The organism is Streptococcus panodentis (assembly GCF_017884005.1).
In the GTDB taxonomy this organism is placed as follows: domain Bacteria; phylum Bacillota; class Bacilli; order Lactobacillales; family Streptococcaceae; genus Streptococcus; species Streptococcus panodentis.
Map to the genome: position 1 here is coordinate 36,591 of NZ_QFAY01000020.1, position 22,572 is coordinate 59,162.

The following is a 22,572-nucleotide window of genomic DNA, read 5'->3' on the forward strand; positions in this document are numbered from 1 at the left end:
GGGAAGATGTCTATTGCTATTCAGTGCTTTATTTATCACATAAGGAGAAAACATCATGTCATCCAATCAAATCGCTCTTAAAAACCTTGTTTCCATGGAAGCTCTCTCAAACGAAGAGGTGATGGCCCTGATTAAACGCGGGATTGAATTTAAAAACGGTGCCAAAGTTCACTATGATGACCAGCACATCGTTGCCAATCTCTTCTTTGAATCCTCTACCCGGACCCACAAGGCCTTTGAAGTGGCAGAGCTGAAGCTAGGCTGCGACCTGCTGGACTTTGATGTCAAGACCAGTTCGGTCAATAAGGGCGAGACCCTTTATGATACGATTTTGACCATGTCAGCTCTGGGCGTTGATGTCTGTGTCATCCGCCACCCAGAAGTGGACTATTACAAGGAATTGATTGAAAGTCCGACCATTACGACTTCCATTGTCAACGGGGGCGACGGCTCTGGCCAGCACCCCAGCCAAAGCCTGCTGGATCTGATGACCATTTATCAGGAGTTTGGCCGCTTTGACGGACTGAAGGTGGCCATTGCCGGTGATTTGGACCACTCGCGCGTGGCCAAGTCCAATATGCAGATTCTCAAGCGGCTGGGTGCTGAGCTCTACTTTGCCGGTCCGGAAGAATGGCGGAGCCAGGAATTTGCCGGTTACGGTCAGTTTGTGACGATTGATGAGGTGATTGACCAAGTGGATGTCATGATGTTCCTGCGGGTGCAGCATGAGCGCCACGACTATGAGTCCATCTTCTCTAAGGAAAACTACCACCGCCTGCACGGCCTGACGCAGGAGCGCTATGACCGCATGAAGGAGACGGCTATTCTCATGCACCCGGCTCCGGTCAACCGGGATGTGGAAATTGCGGACCACTTGGTGGAAGCACCTAAGTCCCGCATCGTCGAACAGATGACCAATGGTGTCTTTGTCAGAATGGCGATTATCGAGGCTGTTCTCAAAGGCCGCGAATAGCGCGGACAGGAGCCCAGAAGGGCATCAAGAGATTTTAACTGCTACAGCGGGAGGAGGCTGAGAATGATTCCAGCCTTGCTCCCTATTCTTATATAGGCATGCGGGTGGTCGATAGGCGATTCTGCATCTTGGACAGGAGGGAATAATGGCAAAGAGACTTTTAGTTCTGGAAAATGGCATGATTTTTGAAGGGGAAGCTTTCGGGGCCGACCTTTTGGTAACAGGAGAAATTGTCTTTAACACAGGCATGACCGGCTATCAGGAATCCATTACGGATCAGTCTTACAATGGTCAGATTTTGACCTTTACTTATCCGCTGGTGGGCAATTACGGCATCAATCGGGACGATTATGAGTCTATCCTGCCGACCTGCAAGGGGGTGGTGGTCTACGAACACGCCCGCCGGGCCAGCAACTGGCGTCAGCAGCTGTCTTTGGATGAATTTCTCAGGATTAAGAAGATACCTGGGATTTCAGGGATTGATACCAGGGCACTGACCAAGATTATCCGCCAGTACGGCACTATGCGGGCCACCATCGCCAATACTGAAGACAGTATCGAGCACTTAAAGGACCAGCTGCAGGCGACAGTGCTGCCGACTGACAATATCAAGCAGGTCTCCACCCAGCAGGCCTATCCGGCTCCGGGTGTCGGCCGCAGTGTGGTGCTGGTCGACTTCGGCCTCAAGCATTCCATCCTGCGGGAATTGGCCAAACGCGGCTGCAATGTGACAGTCGTGCCGTACAATACCAGTGCAGAGGCTATCCTGCATCTCAATCCGGACGGTGTCATGCTGTCCAATGGTCCGGGCAATCCGGAAGACATACCGGAAGCTCTGGAGATGATTCGCGGCATTCAGGGCAGGATTCCCATCTTTGGCATCTGTATGGGGCATCAGCTCTTTTCTATGGCCAACGGTGCCAAGACCCATAAGATGAAATTCGGCCATCGGGGTTTTAACCACGCAGTGCGCGAAATTGCGACCGGCCGGGTTGACTTTACCAGTCAAAATCACGGCTATGCTGTCAGCCGCGAGGACTTGCCGGAGAGCTTGATTGTCACCCACGAGGAAATCAATGACAAATCAATCGAGGGTGTCCGCCACCGCTATTATCCCGCCTTTTCTGTGCAGTTTCACCCAGACGCTGCGCCGGGGCCGCATGATGCGGACTATCTCTTTGATGAGTTTATGGAGATGATGGGGGAATAGCTGAGCTCCCTGCACGAGATTTTCAACGAAAAATCGTCGGAGACTTTATTTAATGGCAATCAGAGAGTTGCCGAATAGGAAGGAGACGATACAGGTTCGCGGAAGTGAGCACGCCCTCAGACGGTGTGAAAAAAGAAACGGAGCCTAGACGCTGAAGGTGTCTGCGCCGGGTTTCCAACTGTCACTCTGTCCTTGACGGGCTTTGTATCATACGAAACATGCCAAAACGTACAGATATTCAGAAGATTATGGTGATTGGTTCCGGACCAATTGTAATTGGGCAGGCAGCCGAGTTTGACTATGCAGGAACTCAGGCCTGTCTGTCCCTGAAGGAAGAGGGCTATAGCGTTGTCTTGGTCAACTCAAATCCAGCGACGATCATGACCGACAAGGAGATTGCGGATCGGGTTTACATCGAGCCGATTACGCTGGAGTTTGTGACCCGTATTTTGCGCAAGGAGCGGCCGGATGCTCTCCTGCCGACTCTGGGCGGTCAGACTGGGCTTAATATGGCCATGGAACTGTCCAAATCCGGTCTCTTGGAGGAGCTGGGAGTAGAACTCTTGGGGACTAAACTGTCCGCCATTGATCAGGCAGAAGACCGCGATCTCTTCAAGCAGCTCATGGAGGAGCTGGACCAGCCCATCCCTGAGTCAGAGATTGTCAATACGGTCCAAGAAGCGCTGGAATTTGCCGGATCGATTGGCTATCCAGTCATTGTCCGTCCGGCCTTTACCTTGGGCGGCACCGGCGGCGGTATCTGCAGCAATGAGGAAGAACTGCAGGAAATTGCCGAGAATGGGCTCAAGCTGTCTCCGGTGACCCAGTGTCTGATTGAGCGTTCTATCGCCGGATTTAAGGAAATCGAATACGAAGTCATGCGGGATGGCGCCGACAATGCCCTGGTGGTCTGCAATATGGAAAATTTTGATCCCGTCGGCATCCACACAGGAGACTCGATCGTCTTTGCCCCCAGTCAGACCATTTCCGACTATGAGTATCAGATGCTGCGGGATGCCAGCCTGAAGATTATCCGGGCTCTGAAAATAGAGGGCGGCTGCAATGTCCAGCTGGCGCTGGACCCGCATAGTTTTAAGTACTATGTCATTGAGGTCAATCCGCGGGTGTCTCGCTCATCTGCTCTGGCCTCCAAAGCGACGGGCTATCCCATTGCCAAATTGGCTGCCAAGATTGCAGTCGGTTTGACCTTGGATGAGGTCATCAACCCAGTCACCGGCTCAACCTATGCCATGTTTGAGCCGGCTCTGGACTATGTAGTGGCCAAGATTCCGCGCTTTCCTTTTGATAAGTTCGAGCAGGGCGAGCGCCGTCTGGGCACCCAGATGAAGGCCACTGGGGAGGTCATGGCCATCGGCCGCAATATCGAAGAAAGTCTGCTCAAGGCCTGCCGCTCTCTGGAAATCGGTGCCGAGCATAATGAGCTGCCGGAACTCAGCCAGCTGGCGGATGATGATGTGATGAAAAAAATTGTCAAAGCACAGGACGATCGGATCTTCTATCTGTCGGAGGCTATCCGCCGGGGCTACAGTCCGGATGAACTGGCCGAGCTGACCAAGATTGACGTTTTCTTTTTGGACAAGCTGCTGCACATTTACGAAATCGAGCAGGAGCTGACCGGTCATGTCGGAGACAGCTCCGTGCTGAAGAAGGCCAAGCAAAATGGCTTTTCTGATGCTAAGATTGGAGATTTATGGGGGATGGCAGCTGATCAGGTTCGCCAGATCCGCTTGGAACAGCAGCTGGTGCCGGTCTACAAGATGGTCGACACCTGTGCAGCCGAATTTGAATCTGCTACACCTTATTTCTACTCGACCTATGGCTTTGAAAATGAATCGGTCAAATCCAGCAAGGAATCTGTACTGGTGCTGGGTTCCGGCCCGATCCGCATCGGTCAGGGAGTGGAGTTTGACTATGCGACTGTCCACTCAGTCAAGGCTATTCAGGCGGCCGGCTACGAAGCAATTATCATGAACAGCAATCCAGAGACTGTTTCGACTGACTTTTCCGTTTCAGACAAGCTTTATTTTGAGCCGCTGACCTTTGAAGATGTCATGAATGTCATTGATCTGGAGCAGCCCAAGGGGGTGATTGTCCAGTTTGGCGGCCAGACAGCTATCAATCTGGCAGAGCCTCTTTCAAAAGCCGGGGTTGCTATTCTGGGAACTCAGGTGGCTGACCTCGATCGAGCAGAGGACCGCGACCTCTTTGAGCAGGCCCTGAAAGACTTGGCTATTCCGCAGCCGCCGGGACAGACCGCCACCAATGAGGAAGAAGCAGTGGCGGCGGCCCGTAAGATTGGCTTCCCGGTTCTGGTGCGCCCTTCCTACGTGCTGGGCGGCCGAGCTATGGAAATCGTAGAAAATGAAAGCGACCTGCGCTCTTATATGCGGACAGCTGTCAAGGCCAGCCCGGACCACCCGGTTCTGGTGGACTCTTACATCGTCGGCGGCGAGTGCGAAGTCGATGCCATTTCTGACGGTCAGCAGGTGCTGATTCCGGGGATTATGGAGCATATCGAGCGGGCTGGGGTCCACTCAGGCGACTCGATGGCTGTCTATCCGCCTCAGACCCTGTCGCGCCAAGTGCAGGAGACGATTGCTGATTATACCAAAAAACTGGCCTTGGGGCTCAATTGCATCGGCATGATGAACATCCAGTTTGTCATCAAGGACGAGACCGTCTATGTCATTGAGGTCAATCCCCGGGCCAGCCGGACAGTGCCTTTCCTGTCCAAGGTGACCGATATTCCCATGGCTCAGGTGGCAACCCGCCTGATTCTGGGTGAAACCCTGTCCCAGCTGGGCTATGAGGACGGCCTCTACCCAGAAAGCTCCAGCGTCCATGTCAAAGCGCCGGTCTTTTCCTTTACCAAGCTGGCCAAGGTGGACAGTCTCTTAGGCCCTGAAATGAAGTCAACCGGTGAAGTCATGGGAACCGACAGCAATCTTGAAAAGGCTCTCTATAAGGCCTTTGAAGCTTCTTATCTGCACCTGCCAATCTTTGGAAATGTGGTCTTTACCATTGCGGACGACAGCAAGGAAGAAGCCCTGCATCTAGCTGAACGCTTTGCGGCTATTGGCTACAGCATTCTGGCAACCAAAGGAACTGCCAAATACTTTGAGGAGCAGGGGCTTTCCGTCCGTCTGGTAGAGAAAATCGGCAGCGATAATGACAGAGATATTCCGGCCTACATCCGCAAGGGCAAGATTCAGGCCATTATCAACACCGTCGGCACCAAGCGGACGGCAGATGAGCACGGCCAAATCATCCGCAGCTCTGCCATTGAGCACGGCCTTCCGCTGTTTACATCTCTGGACACTGCGGATGCTATGCTGAAAGTGCTGGAAAGCCGCAGTTTTACGACGGAAGCTATCTAGCGCCCATGAACTTCCATTTTGCACCTCTTGCTCTCCTTAGACACTGAGGGATGGCGACGCGCTCCTATAGAAGCGAACGAAGGATGAGAACCCCTATCTATGGCCGACTTCAGCAGTTAAGTTCCCCGAGAACCAGACTCCAGTGCCGTCCGTTTCTGGACTCAGACTGAAAAGGGCTCCAAACCGTTTCGCTCCCCGGACTGGACACTTGATAGCGGGTGCGGTGAAATCAAAGATAAACTTAAAGCAGCATAAAACAGGAAGCAAGCGATTCGGCAGAGCCGGCCTTCTTCCTGTTTTTTTCTTCAAAAGATTCTTGACAAAAAAAGAAGCAAGGTGTATGATATTAACTGGTTAATTAACCAGTTAATAAATTGCAAGGAGTTGCTATGAAAACGAATACGCGATTGATTGTTTTTATCAGTCTGCTGGCCATTCTTTCCTGCCTGCTGGGCTGTCAGTCGAGAAAAGACAGTGTTCAGACCCGTCAGGAGCCAGGCCTGAAAATCGTCACCAGCTTCTATCCCATTTACTGTATGGTCAGGGAAATATCGGGTCCGCTCAATGATGTCCGCATGATTCAGTCGGGCAGCGGCATTCATTCCTTCGAACCTTCGGCCAATGATATAGCGGCTATTTATGATGCGGATGTTTTTGTCTATCATTCGCGGACTCTGGAGTCTTGGGCTGGCGAGCTCAATCCCAGCCTGCAGCATTCTGCGGTGAAGGTGCTGGAAGCTTCTGAGGGAATGGACTTGGACCGCGTGGCAGGGTTGGAAGCAGTGGAGGTGAAGGAAGGAACGGATGAAAAAAGTCTCTATGATCCTCATACCTGGCTGGATCCGGAAAAAGCAGCCGAAGAGGCTCAGTTGATTGCCAATCAGCTATCTGACTTGGACAGCCGTCACAGGGATATCTATCAGGCCAATGCCCGCAGCCTGCAGGAAAAGGCTCATCAGCTGACTGAGAAGTATCAGTCTGTCTTTCAGCGGTGCCGGCAAAAGACCTTTGTCACCCAGCACACGGCTTTTTCCTATCTGGCCAAACGCTTTGGTCTGACCCAGCTGGGGATTGCTGGTATTTCGCCCGAGCAGGAGCCTAATCCGCGGCAGCTGAGCGAGATAGAAGATTTTATCAAGGACTATAAGGTTCGAACAATCTTTGTAGAAAGCACCGCCTCACCCAAGCTGGCCCAAGCTCTTGTCAAGGCTACAGGAGTCCAGCTGAAGCAGCTGAATCCGCTGGAAGCAGACCCCGCTAATGACAAGAGTTATTTTGATAATTTGGAAGAGAATCTGGCCGTTCTGGCCCAAGATTTACAGCAATAAAGGAGTCTTTATGAAGAAAAACTATATGATCGGTGCAGCTGCTGTCCTTGCCCTTGGCCTCTGCTTTTATGGCTGGGGCCGTTGGCAGTCTGTCAGTCAGACGCAAAGCAACCGAGTCAGCTATATCGGGGACTGGACAGGCAGCAGTCAGGCAGCTCCCAAGGAACTGACGCCTGAGCAGATTAGTGAGCAGGAGGGGATTGCCGCTGAGCAGATTGTGGTTAAGATTAGCGACCAAGGTTATGTCACCTCGCATGGCGACCATTATCATTACTATAATGGCAAGGTGCCCTTCGATGCCATTATCAGCGAAGAGCTGATCATGCGCAGGCCTGATTATAAACTGCAGCAGGAGCATATTGTCAATGAGGTTCAGGACGGCTATATTATCAAGGTTGACGGCAGCTATTTTCTGTATCTGAAGGATGCCAAGCATACGACCAATGTCCGCTCGGTGGATGAAATTGCCCGCCAAAAGCAGCTCCATCATGTCAAGGAAGATGGCGGCGGTTCACAGGCTTCAGGCAACAGAGCGGGCAGGACTCAGGATTTCAGTCAGCCCAGTCCCTCCTTGGCAGCTGGAAACAGCCTGGCCTCTCTCACAAGCGGCAGCCGTCGAGAGAATGGCCATTATACAACGGACGACGGCTATGTCTTTCATCCGACTGATGTCATTCAAGATACAGGGGACGCCTTTATCGTGCCGCATGGCAATCATTTTCATTATATCCCTAAAAGCGACCTATCTTCGGCAGAACTGGCAGCTGCACAGCTTTACTGGAACAGCCGGCGGACGGCAGTCTCGCCAGCTGCTCCGGTCTTAGCAGGAGGACCTGTCATACAGCGGCCTGCGGTCAGTCAGGCTGGTCAGCCAGTTATGGGAAATGCCGGCGGCAGCGGTCCTTTTATCAGCCATCAGCCAAGTCAGCCAGCGCCGTCTCAGCCGTCCACAGCTCCGGCAAATCAACCTGTTCAGCCGCAGGACAGGAAAAATGAGAATCCGACGGTTCAGGATTTGTTAAAGCAATTATACGCTCTTCCTAAGGAGCAGCGGCATGTGGAAGCAGACGGTCTGCTCTATGATCCGGCACAGATTGTCCGATGGACTGACACCGGTGTGGCAGTGCCCCATGGCGACCATTACCATTTTATTCCTTATGAACAGCTGTCTCCGCTGGAACAGCAGATCAGCCGCTTGCTGACCGGCCAGCCGGCGGCCAATGCGGTCAGCCCGAATCCTGAGCAGCCTCTGCCATCAGTGTCAGAAGCAGAGACACTTCCGGTCAAGGAAGCTGATTTGCCTGCTCAGCTGGTTCGCAAGGCAGATCAGGGTTATGTTTTTCAAAAAGAGGGACACTACCGCTATATATTGGCCAAGGATCTGTCACAGCTGGCTGTGGCTCAGCTGGAGAAGCGCTGGGAAGAGATGAGTCCAGCTCCGGCCCTGCCGGCAGTCAGCCTGCCAGGGCCTAAAGCAGACGTGGACGCACGCAATCAAGAGTTTTATCAGGCGGTTTATCAGATTCTGGCAGCCAGTCATGAGCGTCTGCTGGCGTCAAAAGGGCGGCTGGCTGATTTTCAGAGACTGCAGCAGCTGCTGACTCAGCTTAATGCTGAAGGAAGGGATAAGTCCCGGCTGGTAGATGAACTGCTGGCATTTACAGCGCCTATCCTCCATCCAGAACGGCTGGGCCGGCCAAATGCGCAGATTGTCTATACGGCCAAAGAGATTCGGGCAGCCCAGCTGGCAGATAAGTACACGACCTCTGACGGCTATATCTTTGATGCCCATGACATCATCAGCGATGAGGGGGTTGCCTATGTTACGCCGCACATGGGGCACAGCCACTGGATTGGCAAGGACAGCCTGTCAGCAGCTGAAAAAGCGGCAGCCCAGACTGTCGCTCATGAAAAAGGGCTTCTGCCTCCAGCAGCTGATGATAAGTCTTATTTCAAAGCAGATGGTGAGTCTGCGCAGGCGATTTACAATCGAGTCTCAGCTGCGAATATGATTCCGCTGGTGCGGCTGCCTTATCATGTCGAGCATACAGTAGAGGTTAAAAACGGCAACCTCATCATTCCTCATAAAGACCATTATCATAATATCAAGTTTGCTTGGTTTGATGACGGAAGTTACAAGGCACCTGCAGGCTATAGCATAGAGGAGCTCTTTGCCACCATTAAATACTATGTCGAACATCCGGAGGCCCGACCTCTTTCTGAGGACGGCTGGGGCAGCAGCAGCGATCATGCGCTGGGCAAGGATACAGAGCCGGCAGGAGATGCTAAGGAGGAAGAAGACGAGGAAGCAGCTGAAGAGCCAGCAGAGGAGCAGGTGCCCTCTGAGCGGGTGGCTGAAAAACTCCAAGAAGCAGAGAGTTTATTCGTTCAGTTAGGGCCTTCCCCTTTAAGAGATACCGCTGAGGAAACTCTGGCGGGGCTGAAATCCAGCTTCCTTCTGGGGACGCAGGACAATAACAGCATCATGAAGCAGACCGAGGAGCTGCTGCAGAAACTGCAAAAGGAGCTGGCTCTTGGGAAGCCTGCAGAGACTGCAGGGGCTTCAGCTGTTCCCGCAGGCAGCACTGAGGAGCCGGCAGCACAGCCGGCTGATGCTCAGGCAGAAAGGGAAGACAGGAGTCCGGCTGACACGGACCTGTATCCTCCTCAGCCAGACTCAAGCTCAGACTAGGGAGAGCTCAAGGCTGCTTGGTCTTGCTCAGTCTTGAATCTCTTTGCACATCCGCTCCTGCCTGTCTATTTTTTGAAAAATGTGATAGAATAAGTGAAAACAGCAGTTAATGAGGTGAGCACATGGAGAAAACACTTTTTATTGTCAAGCCTGACGGTGTTCGGCGCGGTCTGGTCGGACAGGTCCTGCAGCGGATAGAACAGCGCGGCTTTCAGCTGGAAAGACTGGAATACCGCTCAGCGGTCAGCAGCGAACTCATCGACCAGCACTATGAGCAGCTGCTGGATAAGGCTTTCTATCCTGCTATCCGTGCATTTATGACCTCAGGACCGCTTGTAGTCGGTGTCATTTCCGGTCCAAAGGTCATTGAGTGCTGGCGGACCATGATGGGCGCTACCCTGCCAGAAGAAGCTTTGCCCGGCACCATTCGTGCTGATTTTGCGCATGCAGCCTCTCCGGGCGGGACCATTGAGAATATCGTACACGGATCTGACTCGGCCGCATCGGCTGCGCGCGAAATCAAGCTCTGGTTTGGAGAATAAGAAAGCAATCAAGTTCGGAAGCGGATCGGCTTTGAGAAGGAAGATACGGAGCCAGCTGCCGCCGCGGTCGGAGCAATTCTCTTTAAATTTCTCTGCAAACGGTGTCAGCTTCAACAGCTTTCCAGACAGTTGGAGCTGATGTGCTTTAAAGAGCTTTTCGAAGGCTATAAGAAACATTTTCCAAGGAGAATGATAAAAAATAGAAAACGAATGAAGGGTGGTTAGCATTTTCTAACCTGCCGTCCTCATTCGTTTTTTTTGCTGATTCAAATGCAGTATTTCAATGAGAGCCATCAGACATTAGGCAGGAGCAGACAGCCCAAAGCAGTGCTTTTGTCGCTTCCTCATGGAAGCTTTATCTACAGCCTCAAAGAGGCCTCTATCGTTTTTGGGCACTTTCTGCCTAGTCTGCTTTTGATTTTTCCATTGAGTATTGGAAGATATAGAAGAAGGGAAGACAGTCTGCTGCAAATTTGGCACTCAGTCCTGATAGGAGACAATACCGATAATAGTGTCTACAGCCCGCTCCATCGTCTGCAGACTGACATACTCAAAGCGGCCGTGCATGTTTTCACCGCCGGCAAAAAGGTTGGGGGTGGGAATCCCCATAAAGGAAATTTTGGAGCCGTCCGTGCCGCCGCGGATAGGCTCGATAAGAGGCTGGATGCCCAGACTTTCCATGACTGCCTTGGCGATATTGACCGGTGTCATGTCTTTCTCGATGATCTGCTTCATGTTGTAATATTGGTCTTTGAGGGTCAGGCTGACGCGCTCGCTGTCCAGCTCTTGGTTCATCTTGTCAGTAATGGCCTGCATAACAGCTTTGCGATGTTCAAAAGCCTCCGTCTCAAAGTCGCGGACAATGTAGCTGGCCTGAGCCTGCTCAACGGTTCCGGTCACGCTCATCAGGTGGTAGAAGCCTTGGTAGCCTTCGGTCTTCTCAGGGCGGTCGCCGGCAGGCAGCTGATTGTGAAAATCAATGGCCAGCTGCAGGGCATTGACCATTTGTCCCTTGGCTGTTCCCGGATGGACATTGCGTCCCTGAAAGGTGATTTCTGCACCGGCAGCTGAGAAGGTTTCATACTGGAGTTCTCCCAGCGGGCCGCCGTCAACAGTGTAGGCAAAGTCCACATCAAAGTCCTGAGCGTCAAACTTGTCAGCACCGACACCGATTTCCTCGTCTGGTCCGAAGCCGACCCGGATTTCTCCGTGCTTGATGTCTGGGTGAGCCGTCAGGTACTCTATAGCCGTCATGATTTCTGCGATGCCCGACTTGTCATCGGCGCCCAGCAGAGTAGTCCCGTCAGTTGTAATCAGGGTTTGTCCCTTGTATTTATGCAGGCTGGAAAAGTCTGCCGGATCCAGACTGAAGCCGGAGTTTCCAAGTGCAATCGTGCCACCGTCATAGTTGTCGATAACCTGCGGATTGACGCCTTCAGCATTAAAATCTGCAGTATCCATATGGGAAATAAAGCCAATCTTGCGGGTAAAAGCCGGGTCATTGGCCGGCAGGGTTCCAATCGCAAAGCCGTTGGGCAGGTAATAGACATTTTGCAGACCGACCCGCTTCATTTCAGGAATGAGCACTTCATTGGCAAAGTCTGCCTGACTTTGGGTGCTGGGAGTGGCAGTAGATGTCTCGTCGGAGCGAGTGTTGATCTTGACATAGGTCAAAAAACGGTCTAAAAGATTTGGGTATTTCATGGTGTCTCCTCTGATACTGTTTGAAAATCGAAAACCGCTGGATGCGGCTGTTGGAAACGGCACTGCAGCTGGAGAGCAGTGCTTCTGGCATTCCTGACAGAAACTTTCTCCGCCATCTCAATCCATCCAATGGTGATGGAGGGCGTCTTGCCGTTTGGCCTGGCTTCTCATCGTCTGAGCAGCAGGCAGTCGGCCAGCAGGCAATGGCTCCGCCGCTTCCTGGCTGAACAAAATGCTTAAGTCTGTGACTTTGCGGACAAGTCTGTTGATTTTCTTTCGTATGGAATAGTTTAAAACTATTTTAGCATATTCAGAAGAAAGTGAGAAATTTTTTTATCTTTCTGCAAAAAAACTGCAGGAATCCAGTAATTATTTCAATATCTGTGGAAAATCTGATAAGATATATCTATGGAAAAGGCAAAAAAGATTAAAAAAGTCGTGCTGCTGGGGGCCAGCGGCGGTATCGGCCGCCAGCTGGCAGAGCGGTTGGCCCAGCGAGCTGACCAGCTGCTTCTGGTCGGCAGAGATGAAAGCAGGCTGCGTCAAGCAGTGAAAGAACTAGGAGAAAGCCCAGCCCAGCTGGATTATAGAGTTTTGGATATGAGAGATAGAGCAGCCTTAGAACAGTTTGCCCACAATTTGGAGGCTGATCTCCTGATCAACTGCAGCGGTCTGGCAAGCTTGGAGCAGGCAGCGAACCTGACTGCAGCGGCAGAAGCTGATATTTGGCAGGTCAACTGTCTGGCGCCGATTTTCCTTATGAAACAAGCAGTCCAGAGCGGCAGCTGCACAACCTTTGTCCAACTGTCCTCTCTGGCCGCCATCTGCCCCCATCCTTATCTGGCCGCCTACAGTGCCAGCAAGGCGGCCCTGCACTCCTATTGCTTGTCTTTGCAGGAGGAGTTGAGGCAGGCTGGATCTGCGATGAAGATCTGCGTCTACACACTGGGACCGACCCAGACCGGAATCCTTCCACAGCAAGCAGCAGCCGCCTTGGGCGGCGGCGGTTTGCAGCTGCAGGCGTCTGCAGCCGCAGCCGGCATTCTGAAACAGCTTGAGAAAGAGCGGACTTCTGCCGTCATCGGTGCAAGGTACCGCCTGCTTGTCTGCCTGATGAAACTGCTGCCGCAGAGCTGGCAGCTGGGCCTGCTGGGACATTATTTACGAAAGGGGCTGAGTTGATGCATCTGATTTTTTTACTCCTCGCTCTGACTTATTTGGGGCTTTTTCTGCTGCGCTGGCTTCTTTCTTTGAGCTATTTCAAAAAAGAGGGAAAAACAGCCTGTCAGGCTGGCTTTAAGGAGGAGCTGTACACTGTTGTTCAGCCCATTCTGTCAGGCGATCCGCGCTTGGAAGCCGACTTGCTGGCCAATCTTCAGCAGACAGCAGACTTGGAATTTTTTTGGCTGATTGACAAGTCTGATCCAGAGGCTCAAAGAGCAGCGGACCGTATCTGCCAAAATCCCTCCTTTGCTCGGCGTATCCGCCTCTTTCTCATGGATGACGTCCCTCAGGGCATGAATCCCAAAAGCTTTAAAATTGCACAGATTGTCAAAGAGCTGACCAGACCTTATATGATTGTTTTGGATGATGATACGGTCATTGACTTTTCAAAAATGGGAGAGCTGGCAGCTTATGATGGCAGGACTGCCATTCTGACCGGTATTCCCTACAATCATGAGCGGAGCAATTTCTGGTCTAAGCTGGTGGCAGCTTTCGTCAATGGCAATTCCTTTATTACATATTTTACCATGGCAGCCATGAAGGCCAATCACTCTATCAACGGCATGTTTTATATTCTGCCGGTGGAGCTGGTCAAAGAGCTGGACCTGTTCGGACAGATTATGGACTGTCTCTGTGATGATTTGGCTGTTGCTGATTATCTGAGCAGCAGAGGGATTGAGATTGTTCAGACACGGGTGACCTGCAATGTCCGCAGCACCATTAAAGACGGCCGGCAATACGGTCTGCAGATGAAGCGCTGGCTGCTTTTTACGTCCATTTACCTGCGGGAACATCTGGACTGGAAGCTGCTGTTGCTGATAGCCTTGCCCAGCTGCCTGCCGATTCCTCTCCTTCTTTGCGGTCTTGTCCTTGGCTGGCCTTATCTTGCTCTGGCCTTGCTGCTGTTTGCTGCAAAGGCGCTCTGGATGTTTGCTTATCGTCGTTTGATACTGTCTGCCCGGCCTCATCCAGCTGAGATTGTCTATGAAATCCTGAATGACTTGCTGCTGCCTTTTCTCTTTCTCTATGTCCTCGTCAGTCCTCCTCTGATAAACTGGCGGGGCAGAAAGATTCGTGTGACAGACGGGAAGATTCGTTATGAGTAAGATGGGCAGGTATATCAAGGAGCTGGCCGCCCTGCCGCCAGAGGCGACTTTGCTTGCTGGGCCTAGGCTCATGCTCTTTCTCAGCGGCAGCAGCCAGCTGGATCGGGCGACTCTGACACCGGGTCAGCAGGCCCTTTTAAAAGACCTCTGCCCGGCAGGCTATAACTGTGTCAGCAGCAACTTCCCCTACAATCAGCATTTTGAACATGACAAGCAGCAGCCGGTGTCCTTGCTGGCGGCCTCCTTTTCTAATGTCCGTTATTATTGGCATACTTTGTTCAATGCTGCATTTCAAAAGGAACTGGCCCGGCACCTGCAGCCCTTGCTGCAGGCAGAAGCGGCTGTTATCATCTGCAAAAGCTCCGGTCTCAATTTACTGACCCAGTGGCTGGACGGGATAGAGCATCTGCAGCCTAAACTGCAGGTCATTGCTCTGGGGCCGGTGTCTCGGCGGCTGCTGACACGGACAGATCTTGATTTGCTGGTGATTAAGGGCAAGAAGGACAGGTACTCTTATATGTTGGACCGTCATGCGGCGGATGCTGTCATTGATTCCAATCATTTTGATTATGAATACCGAGAAGATGTGAAAGGATTGATTTATGACTGGCTTAGAAAAAGCGATAAAGATTGATGTGGTCTGCGTCCCTTTCAGCGGACATTTGCTGCCGACTCTGACCCTCCTTGAGCCCTTGCTGGCTGACCGCCGTTTTCAGATACGGGTCATTACCGGCTGTCAGAAAAAGGAGCTGGTGGAAACAATCGGTTTTGACTGTCTGGCCCTCTTTCCTGAAAGGCCTACGGTCATGGAAGACATTGCCAATACACCGCAGAAACTCAATCTTCTGACGGCCTACCGGCAGTTTCGGGCCAATGCCGATTTGATTCCTCAGGTGATGGACGAATTGCATCGGATATGGCAGAAGGACGGCCGGCCCGATCTGGTCATTGCTGATTTTGTAGCCACTCCGGCCGGGCTTGTGGCTGACCGTCTGGGTCTGCCCTGGATAACGACCATTCCCAGCCCTGTCGCCCTTGAGTGCCGATGGACCACCCCGACCTATCTGGGCGGCTGGAGACCGCATGAAGGCCGCCTTTACAAGATCAGAGATGCCTTGGGCAGAAAAGCCATTCATCTAGGAAAACGTCTGGCTTTCTCTCTGATCAGGAGGAGTTTGGGAGATGTTCAGGATTTTAAGCTGTATCGGCCCGATGGGACGGAAGCGATTTATTCGCCCTATTCCATTCTGGCTCTGTGGCTGGAAGAGTTGGAATTCCGCGATGACTTTCCTGAGCAGCTCCGTTGGGTGGGCTACAGGTGCCTGTCCTTTGACAGGCTGCCTCAGGAGCAGCAGACTTATTTTGCTGCTGACGGCAAAAAGAAAGTTTTAGTGACCTGCGGTACGCACTTGCTGTGGGAGAAAGAGCGCATGGTCGGCTGGTCGCAAAAGCTCAGCCAGCACTATCCGGACTATCAGTTTTATGTGACTCTGGGACAGGCAGGCGGTTTGGGAAATCCGCCTCAAAAGCTGGCTGCCAATCTGCTGGTTTTTGACTATCTGCCTTATTCAGATATTTTGGAGCAGATGGACTTTGTCATCCACCATGCCGGTACAGGTATCATGCTCTCCTGCATCGAACTGGGCATTCCCAGTCTCATTCTGCCGCAGGATTATGACCAGTTTGACAATGCAGTGCGGGCAGAAATCGGACAGGCAGGCTTGGTGGTCCGCCGGCAGACCGATACAGAAGTGCTGCGCCTGTTTCAGGAGCTGACAGAGCGGACGGATTGGCCGCAGCTGCAAGACTTGGCACAAAAAAGCCGAGCCTATGAGCCTGCCAAGCTTCTCTATCAGGAATTAAGCCGCTTACTGCAGCTGGACCTATAAGCCTTTGTCAGGGATTTTTCTTCCTGTTTTCAGCAATTATTAAAATGTCCGAATTATTAAGTTTTTTCTTTTCCATGGGAAATACTGGTTTTCATCTATCCATCCCTTTTGCAACATGGTAAAATAGAATAGATTGCAAGGAAAAAGAGGAAATAATGAAATCATGATGAAGAAAGCTGTTTTAATGATGACCTTTGGTTCGCCTGAGGAAATTACCTTTGAGGGAGTAGCTGATTTCTTTACCAATATCCGCCGCGGTGTCCGACCGCAGGACCATGAGATTCAGACGCTCTATGACAACTATGTCCTGATTGGCGGAACGCCTCTGCAGCGGATCAGCAGGGAAGAAGTAGAAAAGGTCGGCCAGCGCTTGGCAGGTGACTATGCAGTTTACTTTGCCAATAAATTTTCCCGGCCTTTTATTCCCGATGTTATCAGACAGATGGAAGCAGACGGGATAGAGGAGTGCATCTGCCTGATTTTGGAGCCCCATTTTTCCTACTATTCTGTCATGGGCTATGAGAAGTTCATCGAGAGTGACCGGATTCGATTTAACATCATCAAGGAATGGTATCAGGAGCCGGCTATCGTAGATTTTTGGTCGCAGGAGCTGGCTGAGATTCTGCGGGAAGAGGTCAGGGACCAGTCCTTTCAGATCCTTTTTTCGGCCCACAGTGTGCCGATACTGGCTCTGGACTTCGGGGACCCTTATATTGATCAGATTTATGACAATGCCAGACTGATTGCTGACAGGCTGGGTTTGACGGAGGGTCAGTATCTCAATGTCTGGCAGAGTGAGAGCGATATCGGCCTGCCTTGGATTAAGCCGGATGTGCTGGATCATATCCGCGAGCAGCCGGAGCATCCGCAGCATTATATTTTTGTCCCCATCAGCTTTATCAGCGAGCACATTGAGGTCCTTTTTGATAATGATGTGGAGTGTCAGGAATTGTGCCGCGAATACGGGATTGCCTACCACCGGCCGCCTATGCCCAACAGCGATGATCGCCTGATTGATGCCTTGGTCAGCACGATTCGCCGGCATGAAGGGGGAGAGTTCAAAGAGTTTCTCCCCGAGCAGGAGACATTTGACGAACTGCAGCCATCGCGGGAAAGCAGCCAGATTTTAGCAGAAGATTCCGATTTGAAAATGCCGGATTTTGTCAAGAAACTGATTGAGAAAAAAGGCCGGGAAAATGTCAAAATGCCTTACTTTGTTAAGAAAATGCTGGAAAAAGCAGGCAGGCTGCCTAAAAGCTGATTGTCACAGAGGATGAGCTGGCAGCTGGCATCAGAAACGATTATATCGTCATTTAGTTTATCTTTTATCACTTTGTTAGCTCGCCTTGCTTTAACAGCCCGAACCTAAAAACGAGATAGTGAGGTAGAAAGGTTGTGGGTGAGGACGCAGCCATCATGGGAGTCTGTCTCAGCCTCTACTATAAGCAAAGGAAAAGACTGTAAAAAGGAGATTGCCATGAGACTTTGGCATCAGGATTTGATTGAAAAACTGCCGCGTCAGCAGCTCTTGGGCCAGCATCGGGAATGCGCAGCCCTGCGCGGCAAGGGCTGGGGCAAGCCGCATGCAACGGTCAACTATGTCTTTGAGCACAGCCCCTATCTGCTCTATAGCTATCATCAGCTCATCATGAAGGAGATGCAGAAGCGGGGCTATCAGCCCGATGCCCTCTGGCTGGACAAGGATTACCGGGGCAAGAGCTGTCCTGCCTATGAGGACCTGCCGGAGCTGGCAGTCAGCCTGCCGATCTATCCAGAGCATGATGCAGCCTATCTGCAGGAATGCCTGGAGAATTTGCGGGAGAAGGGAATTGTAGTCTGAGCGGGGTCCTGCTTTGCGGGCGGCTTGCGCACTTTTTCTCTCCTGCTTACTGACTGTCCTTGGCTAAGCAGCGCTTTTACAGCCGGTCGAAAGGAGCAGTCCTCCGCCTCTTTCTGGCGATTTTCCCGGCAGAAGTGCTGAATATTGAGAATGATTACCCTCTTATTGGCAGAAAATGAAAAATCAGAGCCTTCAGCACACTGCGCTGTTTGCTCTGATTTTTTTTTACTGCTGCAGGATATAGTTCTTAATCGCTGCTGCGACTCCGTTGTCATCATTGCTGGCGGTGACAGCGTCGGCCAGCTCCTTGACATGGTCGGGAGCATTGCCCATAGCTACACCCAGACCGGCGAATTCCAGCATTTCAATGTCGTTATTGGCATCGCCGACAGCCATGATTTCAGCAGGGGAGACAGCAAGCCGTTCAGCCAATTCTCTGAGGGCACTGGCTTTGGTCACGCCCTTGGGCATAGTTTCGTAAATATAGGCCTGCGAGCGGACAGCGCTGAAACGCTGAGCCAGCTCAGTACCGAATGCTTTTTCAAAGGCATCCAATTCCTCCGGCTGAGCCAGAAACATGGCCTGAAAGAGGATGTTTTTGCCGTTCGTAGCTTCCTGCAGGCTGATTTGCATGGGTTCAGTGAAGACCAGCCCGGCATCATAAGTAACGAGGTCATTGGGCTCCTCACCTAGGACCAGATAGCGCTCCTCATCAAAAATAGTCAGCTGAGCCGGAGTCTGCCGGGCAATGCTGTCCAGATAGAGGATTTCCTCCTTGCTGAGCGAGCGGTAGTCAACCAAGCCCCAGTCGCTGGTCTGGTGCGTTGCACAACCATTGTCCACAATGACGTATTCATTTTCCTGTGACAAGCACAGCTGCTCATAGTAGGGCTTGACCCCGACCAGAGGGCGGCCGGTACAGAGAACCAGCTTAACGCCGGCCTCTACCGCCTGATGAATGGCATCAATGTGAGCCTGAGGGATTTCTTTGCTGCTGTTCAGCAGGGTGCCGTCCATATCCAAGGCAAGAATTTTAAACATAAACCATCTCCAAAAGTATTCTGATTTCATTATAGCATAAATTGCAGAGAAAGTCTGAGCCCCTAGCAAAAAATGCCGGTCTTGTGTTATAATGAATAGAATACCCTAAAAGGACGAGAAGAATGAACCTAGAAGAATTAAAACAACGCCAGGAGAAGATTCGCAATTTCTCCATTATTGCCCACATTGACCATGGGAAGTCCACCTTGGCCGACCGGATTTTAGAGGCGACGGAGACCGTTTCCAGCCGGGAGATGCAGGCCCAGCTCTTGGACAGTATGGACTTAGAGCGGGAGCGCGGCATTACCATCAAGCTCAATGCCATTGAGCTCAATTATAGAGCCAAAGACGGCCAAACCTATATTTTTCATCTGATTGACACCCCGGGACACGTAGACTTTACCTATGAAGTATCCCGCTCACTGGCTGCCTGCGAGGGGGCCATTTTGGTGGTAGATGCGGCTCAGGGGATTGAAGCACAGACTCTGGCCAATGTCTATCTGGCCTTGGATAATGATCTGGAAATTCTGCCGGTCATCAATAAAATTGACCTGCCGGCTGCAGACCCAGAGCGGGTGCGGGCGGAGATTGAGGATGTGATTGGTCTGGATGCCAGCGAAGCCGTCCTTGCTTCTGCTAAGTCGGGCATCGGGATTGAGGAGATTTTAGAACAGATTGTGGACAAGGTCCCCGCTCCGACCGGAGATGTAGCAGCACCGCTCAAGGCTTTGATTTTTGACTCAGTCTATGACAGTTACCGCGGCGTTATCCTGCAGGTGCGGGTCATGGATGGCCTGGTCAAGCCGGGCGACACCATTCAGCTCATGAGTAATGGCAAGACCTTTGATGTGACAGAGGTCGGCATTTTCACCCCCAAGGCAGTTGGCCGTGATTTTCTAGCGACTGGAGATGTGGGCTATATTGCCGCCTCCATCAAGACGGTGCAGGACACGCGGGTCGGAGACACCGTGACCTTGGCCAGCAATCCTGCTGCAGAACCCCTGCATGGCTACAAGCAGATGAATCCCATGGTCTTTGCTGGTCTCTACCCTATCGAGTCCAATAAATACAATGATTTGCGCGAAGCCTTGGAAAAACTGCAGCTCAATGATGCCAGCCTGCAGTTTGAACCAGAAACATCACAGGCATTGGGATTTGGATTCCGCTGTGGTTTCTTAGGCTTGCTGCACATGGACGTCATTCAGGAGCGGCTGGAGCGGGAGTTTAACATTGATCTGATTATGACGGCACCGTCTGTTATCTACAAGGTCAATATGACGGACGGCGAAGCCATTGATGTGTCCAATCCCAGCGAGTTTCCGGATCCGACCAAGATTGATTCTATTGAAGAGCCTTATGTCAAGGCCCAGATCATGGTGCCGCAGGAATTTGTCGGAGCAGTCATGGAGCTGGCCCAGCGCAAGCGCGGAGACTTTGTGACCATGGATTATATTGATGAAAACCGTGTCAATGTCATCTATCAAATCCCGCTGGCCGAGATTGTCTTTGACTTTTTTGATAAGCTCAAGTCCTCTACCCGAGGCTACGCCAGTTTTGACTATGAAATCTCTGAGTACCGGTCTTCCAAGCTGGTCAAGATGGATATCCTGCTCAACGGTGACAAGGTCGATGCCCTCAGCTTTATCGTCCACAAGGAGTTTGCCTATGAGCGTGGTAAGCTGATTGTAGACAAGCTCAAGAAAATCATTCCCCGTCAGCAGTTTGAAGTACCCATTCAGGCAGCCATCGGACAGAAAATCGTGGCCCGGACCGACATCAAGGCCCTGCGCAAGAATGTTTTGGCCAAGTGTTATGGCGGAGACGTTTCCCGCAAGCGCAAACTTCTGGAAAAACAAAAAGCCGGCAAAAAACGCATGAAAGCAATCGGCTCTGTCGAAGTCCCACAAGAAGCCTTCCTCAGCGTCTTGAGTATGGATGAGGAGTAGAAAGCGGGTTACCCCGCTTTCTAGCCGTAAGGGTAGCTAGCTGCGATAGGGCTCCTTGTTTTTGAGCTTGGAATAAAGAAACGATGAAGTCGGGGAACGTTTTTATCCTGACCCTGGGAACAAAAATTTGTATATTTGAGAGGATACTTATGAAAAAAACTGCAGTTTTATCAATTCTTTTACTGAGTGTGCCTGCACTGGTATCGTGTTCTTCAGTTTCTAATAAAAAGAATGCATCGAATCAAAGCTCTGCTAGTTCTTCTGTTTTACAAACATCAGCTAAGCAAGAATCTTCCGCATCTGATAGTAAATCTGAAGAAACTCAGCTAGTAGGTTCGGACGAATATGGCTATGTGAAAGTTCCTAAATCATGGGTTCCTTTTCATGAAATAGAAGGAGGGAATGATGTCCAGTACAGTGATGGTACAGATATAAACATCGTAACCCTTAACCTCTTTAAACCGGAAAACCTTGGGGTGACGGAAGAAGAGTATTCTTCTTTGGATACAGTTCAAGTTTCTAATAGTATTTTAGTATCACGGGAACAGAGTCCGGAACTCAGCAAGGTTTGGGGCTCCAAATCCACTATTGGAGGTTATGAAGCCTATGTGGTTAATGCCGTTTCAAAATCCGGTAAATACTTAGTGACCTGGATTTTTAAATCAGACGATGGGAAATTTCGCTATGTTGCCCTTGAAGGAGAAGCTGATACATTGAAAATCCTTCTTCCCATGGTGGAAGAAAGTTGGACAGCTCGACGATAAGGGAAGTAAAAAACTGAGTTGAAGCTATGCTCAGAAAGTTGGCAAACTACAAGTCAATCTTAAGCACTCTGTGAAATCCAGCCGGGAAATCAAAGAATTTATTTTGTTTTGCAAACCAAGCGAGCCTTAACCGTAGCTTTCTGCTGCTAAGAAAAGTGATTGAAACTAAAGCGTTGCAGGCGCTGGGTCTGAGTTTAGAAAGAAGAAGGCGAGAGGGGTGAGTTAGCTTGCATTGCTTCAAACTTGGTTAGTTTTGAAGAGACTATTCACCCTAGTCTAGAAATATGATTTTTGGAAATTATGACAATTAATCTTTATATTCAAATAATTCTAGTTTTCACTGCTTTTTTTGCTCTGCTTTTTTTGATATATTTTTTGTTTTTATAAACGAGAGAAAAATATACAGAAGCATGCAACTGCACAAGTGGTTGGCAGAGTAATAAGACATAGCTATTTGAATAATTCAAACTTAGCTGCTTTACCGGTTGTTGAATATGTAGTAGACGGAAAAATATATAAAAAACGTCTATCTTATTCAACTTTTGAAACGACAACTTCAAAAAAAGCCAAGGCTGAAGTATTAGATACAAAATATATCAGAAGTCCATATCATGTATTGAATTTGGAAAAAATATTTCCGGTTGGGTCTAAAATGTCAGTGTGGTATAATCCTGAAAACCCTAAACAAGGATTCGTTGAAAGATATCCTGGACATGACAGAATTTTAAGAATACAAATGGTTATTTATGCTCTGGTCTATATATTGTTGATTGTGATAGCTACCCTTTTCTATTTAATTTAAAAAATGATAGAAATGATTGAATAAAGAGTGAAGATAAATAACTCAAACTTGTAACCATCAAATCTCCCGTAACCCCTTATCCCTCAAGAGTTTAGACACAAAATAATGCTAAT

At 50.6% G+C, this 22,572-nt stretch carries 18 protein-coding genes; 16 read left to right on the top strand and 2 right to left on the bottom strand.

Annotated elements, in window-relative coordinates; all coding sequences use genetic code 11:
- The first annotated feature begins 55 nt into the window (after positions 1-55).
- The 6 genes from DHL47_RS09410 (at position 56) to ndk (ending at position 10,143) form a co-directional block, all read left to right on the top strand.
- Positions 56-973 (top strand): aspartate carbamoyltransferase catalytic subunit, encoded by a 918-nt coding sequence (locus DHL47_RS09410; RefSeq protein ID WP_128837458.1) that lies wholly within the window; start codon positions 56-58, stop codon positions 971-973.
- A gap of 145 nt (positions 974-1,118) precedes the next feature.
- Positions 1,119-2,183, top strand: coding sequence for a carbamoyl phosphate synthase small subunit (locus tag DHL47_RS09415; RefSeq protein WP_209551683.1), 1,065 nt, complete (start codon positions 1,119-1,121; stop codon positions 2,181-2,183).
- Positions 2,184-2,401: 218 nt separating this feature from the next.
- Positions 2,402-5,581 carry a carbamoyl-phosphate synthase large subunit gene (gene carB, locus DHL47_RS09420; RefSeq protein ID WP_209551684.1) on the top strand — a complete coding sequence of 1,060 codons (3,180 nt, stop codon included), beginning with the start codon at positions 2,402-2,404 and terminating at the stop codon, positions 5,579-5,581.
- 389 nt (positions 5,582-5,970) lie between these two features.
- Positions 5,971-6,909, top strand: coding sequence for a metal ABC transporter solute-binding protein, Zn/Mn family (locus DHL47_RS09425; RefSeq protein ID WP_209551685.1), 939 nt, complete (start codon positions 5,971-5,973; stop codon positions 6,907-6,909).
- A 10-nt stretch (positions 6,910-6,919) separates the two neighbouring features.
- The gene (locus tag DHL47_RS09430; RefSeq protein ID WP_209551686.1) at positions 6,920-9,601 is read left to right on the top strand and encodes a pneumococcal-type histidine triad protein; all 2,682 of its coding nucleotides are present in this window, start codon (positions 6,920-6,922) and stop codon (positions 9,599-9,601) included.
- Positions 9,602-9,723: 122 nt separating this feature from the next.
- Entirely contained in the window at positions 9,724-10,143 is a 420-nt protein-coding gene (gene ndk / locus DHL47_RS09435; RefSeq protein WP_209551687.1) for a nucleoside-diphosphate kinase, read from the top strand.
- A 480-nt stretch (positions 10,144-10,623) separates the two neighbouring features.
- On the opposite strand, the gene pepT is transcribed toward ndk, so the two are convergent.
- Positions 10,624-11,847: a peptidase T gene (gene pepT / locus DHL47_RS09440; protein WP_209551688.1), complete on the bottom strand. Its 1,224-nt coding sequence runs from the start codon at positions 11,845-11,847 to the stop codon at positions 10,624-10,626.
- Positions 11,848-11,867: 20 nt separating this feature from the next.
- On the opposite strand from pepT, the gene DHL47_RS09445 reads away from it, so the two are divergent.
- The 7 genes from DHL47_RS09445 to DHL47_RS09475 all read left to right on the top strand — a co-directional run bounded on the left by DHL47_RS09445 (position 11,868) and on the right by DHL47_RS09475 (position 17,906).
- Positions 11,868-12,074 (top strand): hypothetical protein, encoded by a 207-nt coding sequence (locus DHL47_RS09445; RefSeq protein WP_128837456.1) that lies wholly within the window; start codon positions 11,868-11,870, stop codon positions 12,072-12,074.
- A 181-nt stretch (positions 12,075-12,255) separates the two neighbouring features.
- Positions 12,256-13,029, top strand: a complete 774-nt coding sequence (locus tag DHL47_RS09450; RefSeq protein ID WP_209551689.1) for an SDR family NAD(P)-dependent oxidoreductase — start codon at positions 12,256-12,258, stop codon at positions 13,027-13,029.
- Positions 13,029-14,177, top strand: a complete 1,149-nt coding sequence (locus tag DHL47_RS09455; protein WP_209551690.1) for a glycosyltransferase — start codon at positions 13,029-13,031, stop codon at positions 14,175-14,177. Before DHL47_RS09450 ends, DHL47_RS09455 begins: the two co-directional genes overlap by 1 nt.
- Positions 14,170-14,811 (top strand): hypothetical protein, encoded by a 642-nt coding sequence (locus DHL47_RS09460; protein ID WP_209551691.1) that lies wholly within the window; start codon positions 14,170-14,172, stop codon positions 14,809-14,811. Before DHL47_RS09455 ends, DHL47_RS09460 begins: the two co-directional genes overlap by 8 nt.
- The gene (locus DHL47_RS09465) at positions 14,780-16,066 is read left to right on the top strand and encodes a glycosyltransferase (protein WP_128837452.1); all 1,287 of its coding nucleotides are present in this window, start codon (positions 14,780-14,782) and stop codon (positions 16,064-16,066) included. Before DHL47_RS09460 ends, DHL47_RS09465 begins: the two co-directional genes overlap by 32 nt.
- A gap of 166 nt (positions 16,067-16,232) precedes the next feature.
- Positions 16,233-17,327, top strand: coding sequence for a ferrochelatase (hemH, locus tag DHL47_RS09470; RefSeq protein ID WP_209551696.1), 1,095 nt, complete (start codon positions 16,233-16,235; stop codon positions 17,325-17,327).
- Between the two features lie 216 nt (positions 17,328-17,543).
- Entirely contained in the window at positions 17,544-17,906 is a 363-nt protein-coding gene (locus tag DHL47_RS09475) for a TIGR02328 family protein (protein WP_209551692.1), read from the top strand.
- Between the two features lie 225 nt (positions 17,907-18,131).
- Here the strand turns inward: DHL47_RS09475 and DHL47_RS09480 are convergent, their stop codons facing one another.
- Positions 18,132-18,947 carry a Cof-type HAD-IIB family hydrolase gene (locus tag DHL47_RS09480; protein WP_209551693.1) on the bottom strand — a complete coding sequence of 272 codons (816 nt, stop codon included), beginning with the start codon at positions 18,945-18,947 and terminating at the stop codon, positions 18,132-18,134.
- Positions 18,948-19,069: 122 nt separating this feature from the next.
- Here DHL47_RS09480 and lepA point away from each other — a divergent pair, with 122 nt between their 5' ends.
- The 3 genes from lepA to DHL47_RS09495 all read left to right on the top strand — a co-directional run bounded on the left by lepA (position 19,070) and on the right by DHL47_RS09495 (position 22,459).
- Positions 19,070-20,893, top strand: a complete 1,824-nt coding sequence (lepA, locus tag DHL47_RS09485) for a translation elongation factor 4 (protein ID WP_209551694.1) — start codon at positions 19,070-19,072, stop codon at positions 20,891-20,893.
- A 149-nt stretch (positions 20,894-21,042) separates the two neighbouring features.
- Positions 21,043-21,657, top strand: a complete 615-nt coding sequence (locus DHL47_RS09490) for a hypothetical protein (protein ID WP_128837449.1) — start codon at positions 21,043-21,045, stop codon at positions 21,655-21,657.
- A gap of 424 nt (positions 21,658-22,081) precedes the next feature.
- Positions 22,082-22,459 (top strand): DUF3592 domain-containing protein, encoded by a 378-nt coding sequence (locus DHL47_RS09495; protein ID WP_338060112.1) that lies wholly within the window; start codon positions 22,082-22,084, stop codon positions 22,457-22,459.
- Positions 22,460-22,572: the final 113 nt, after the last annotated feature.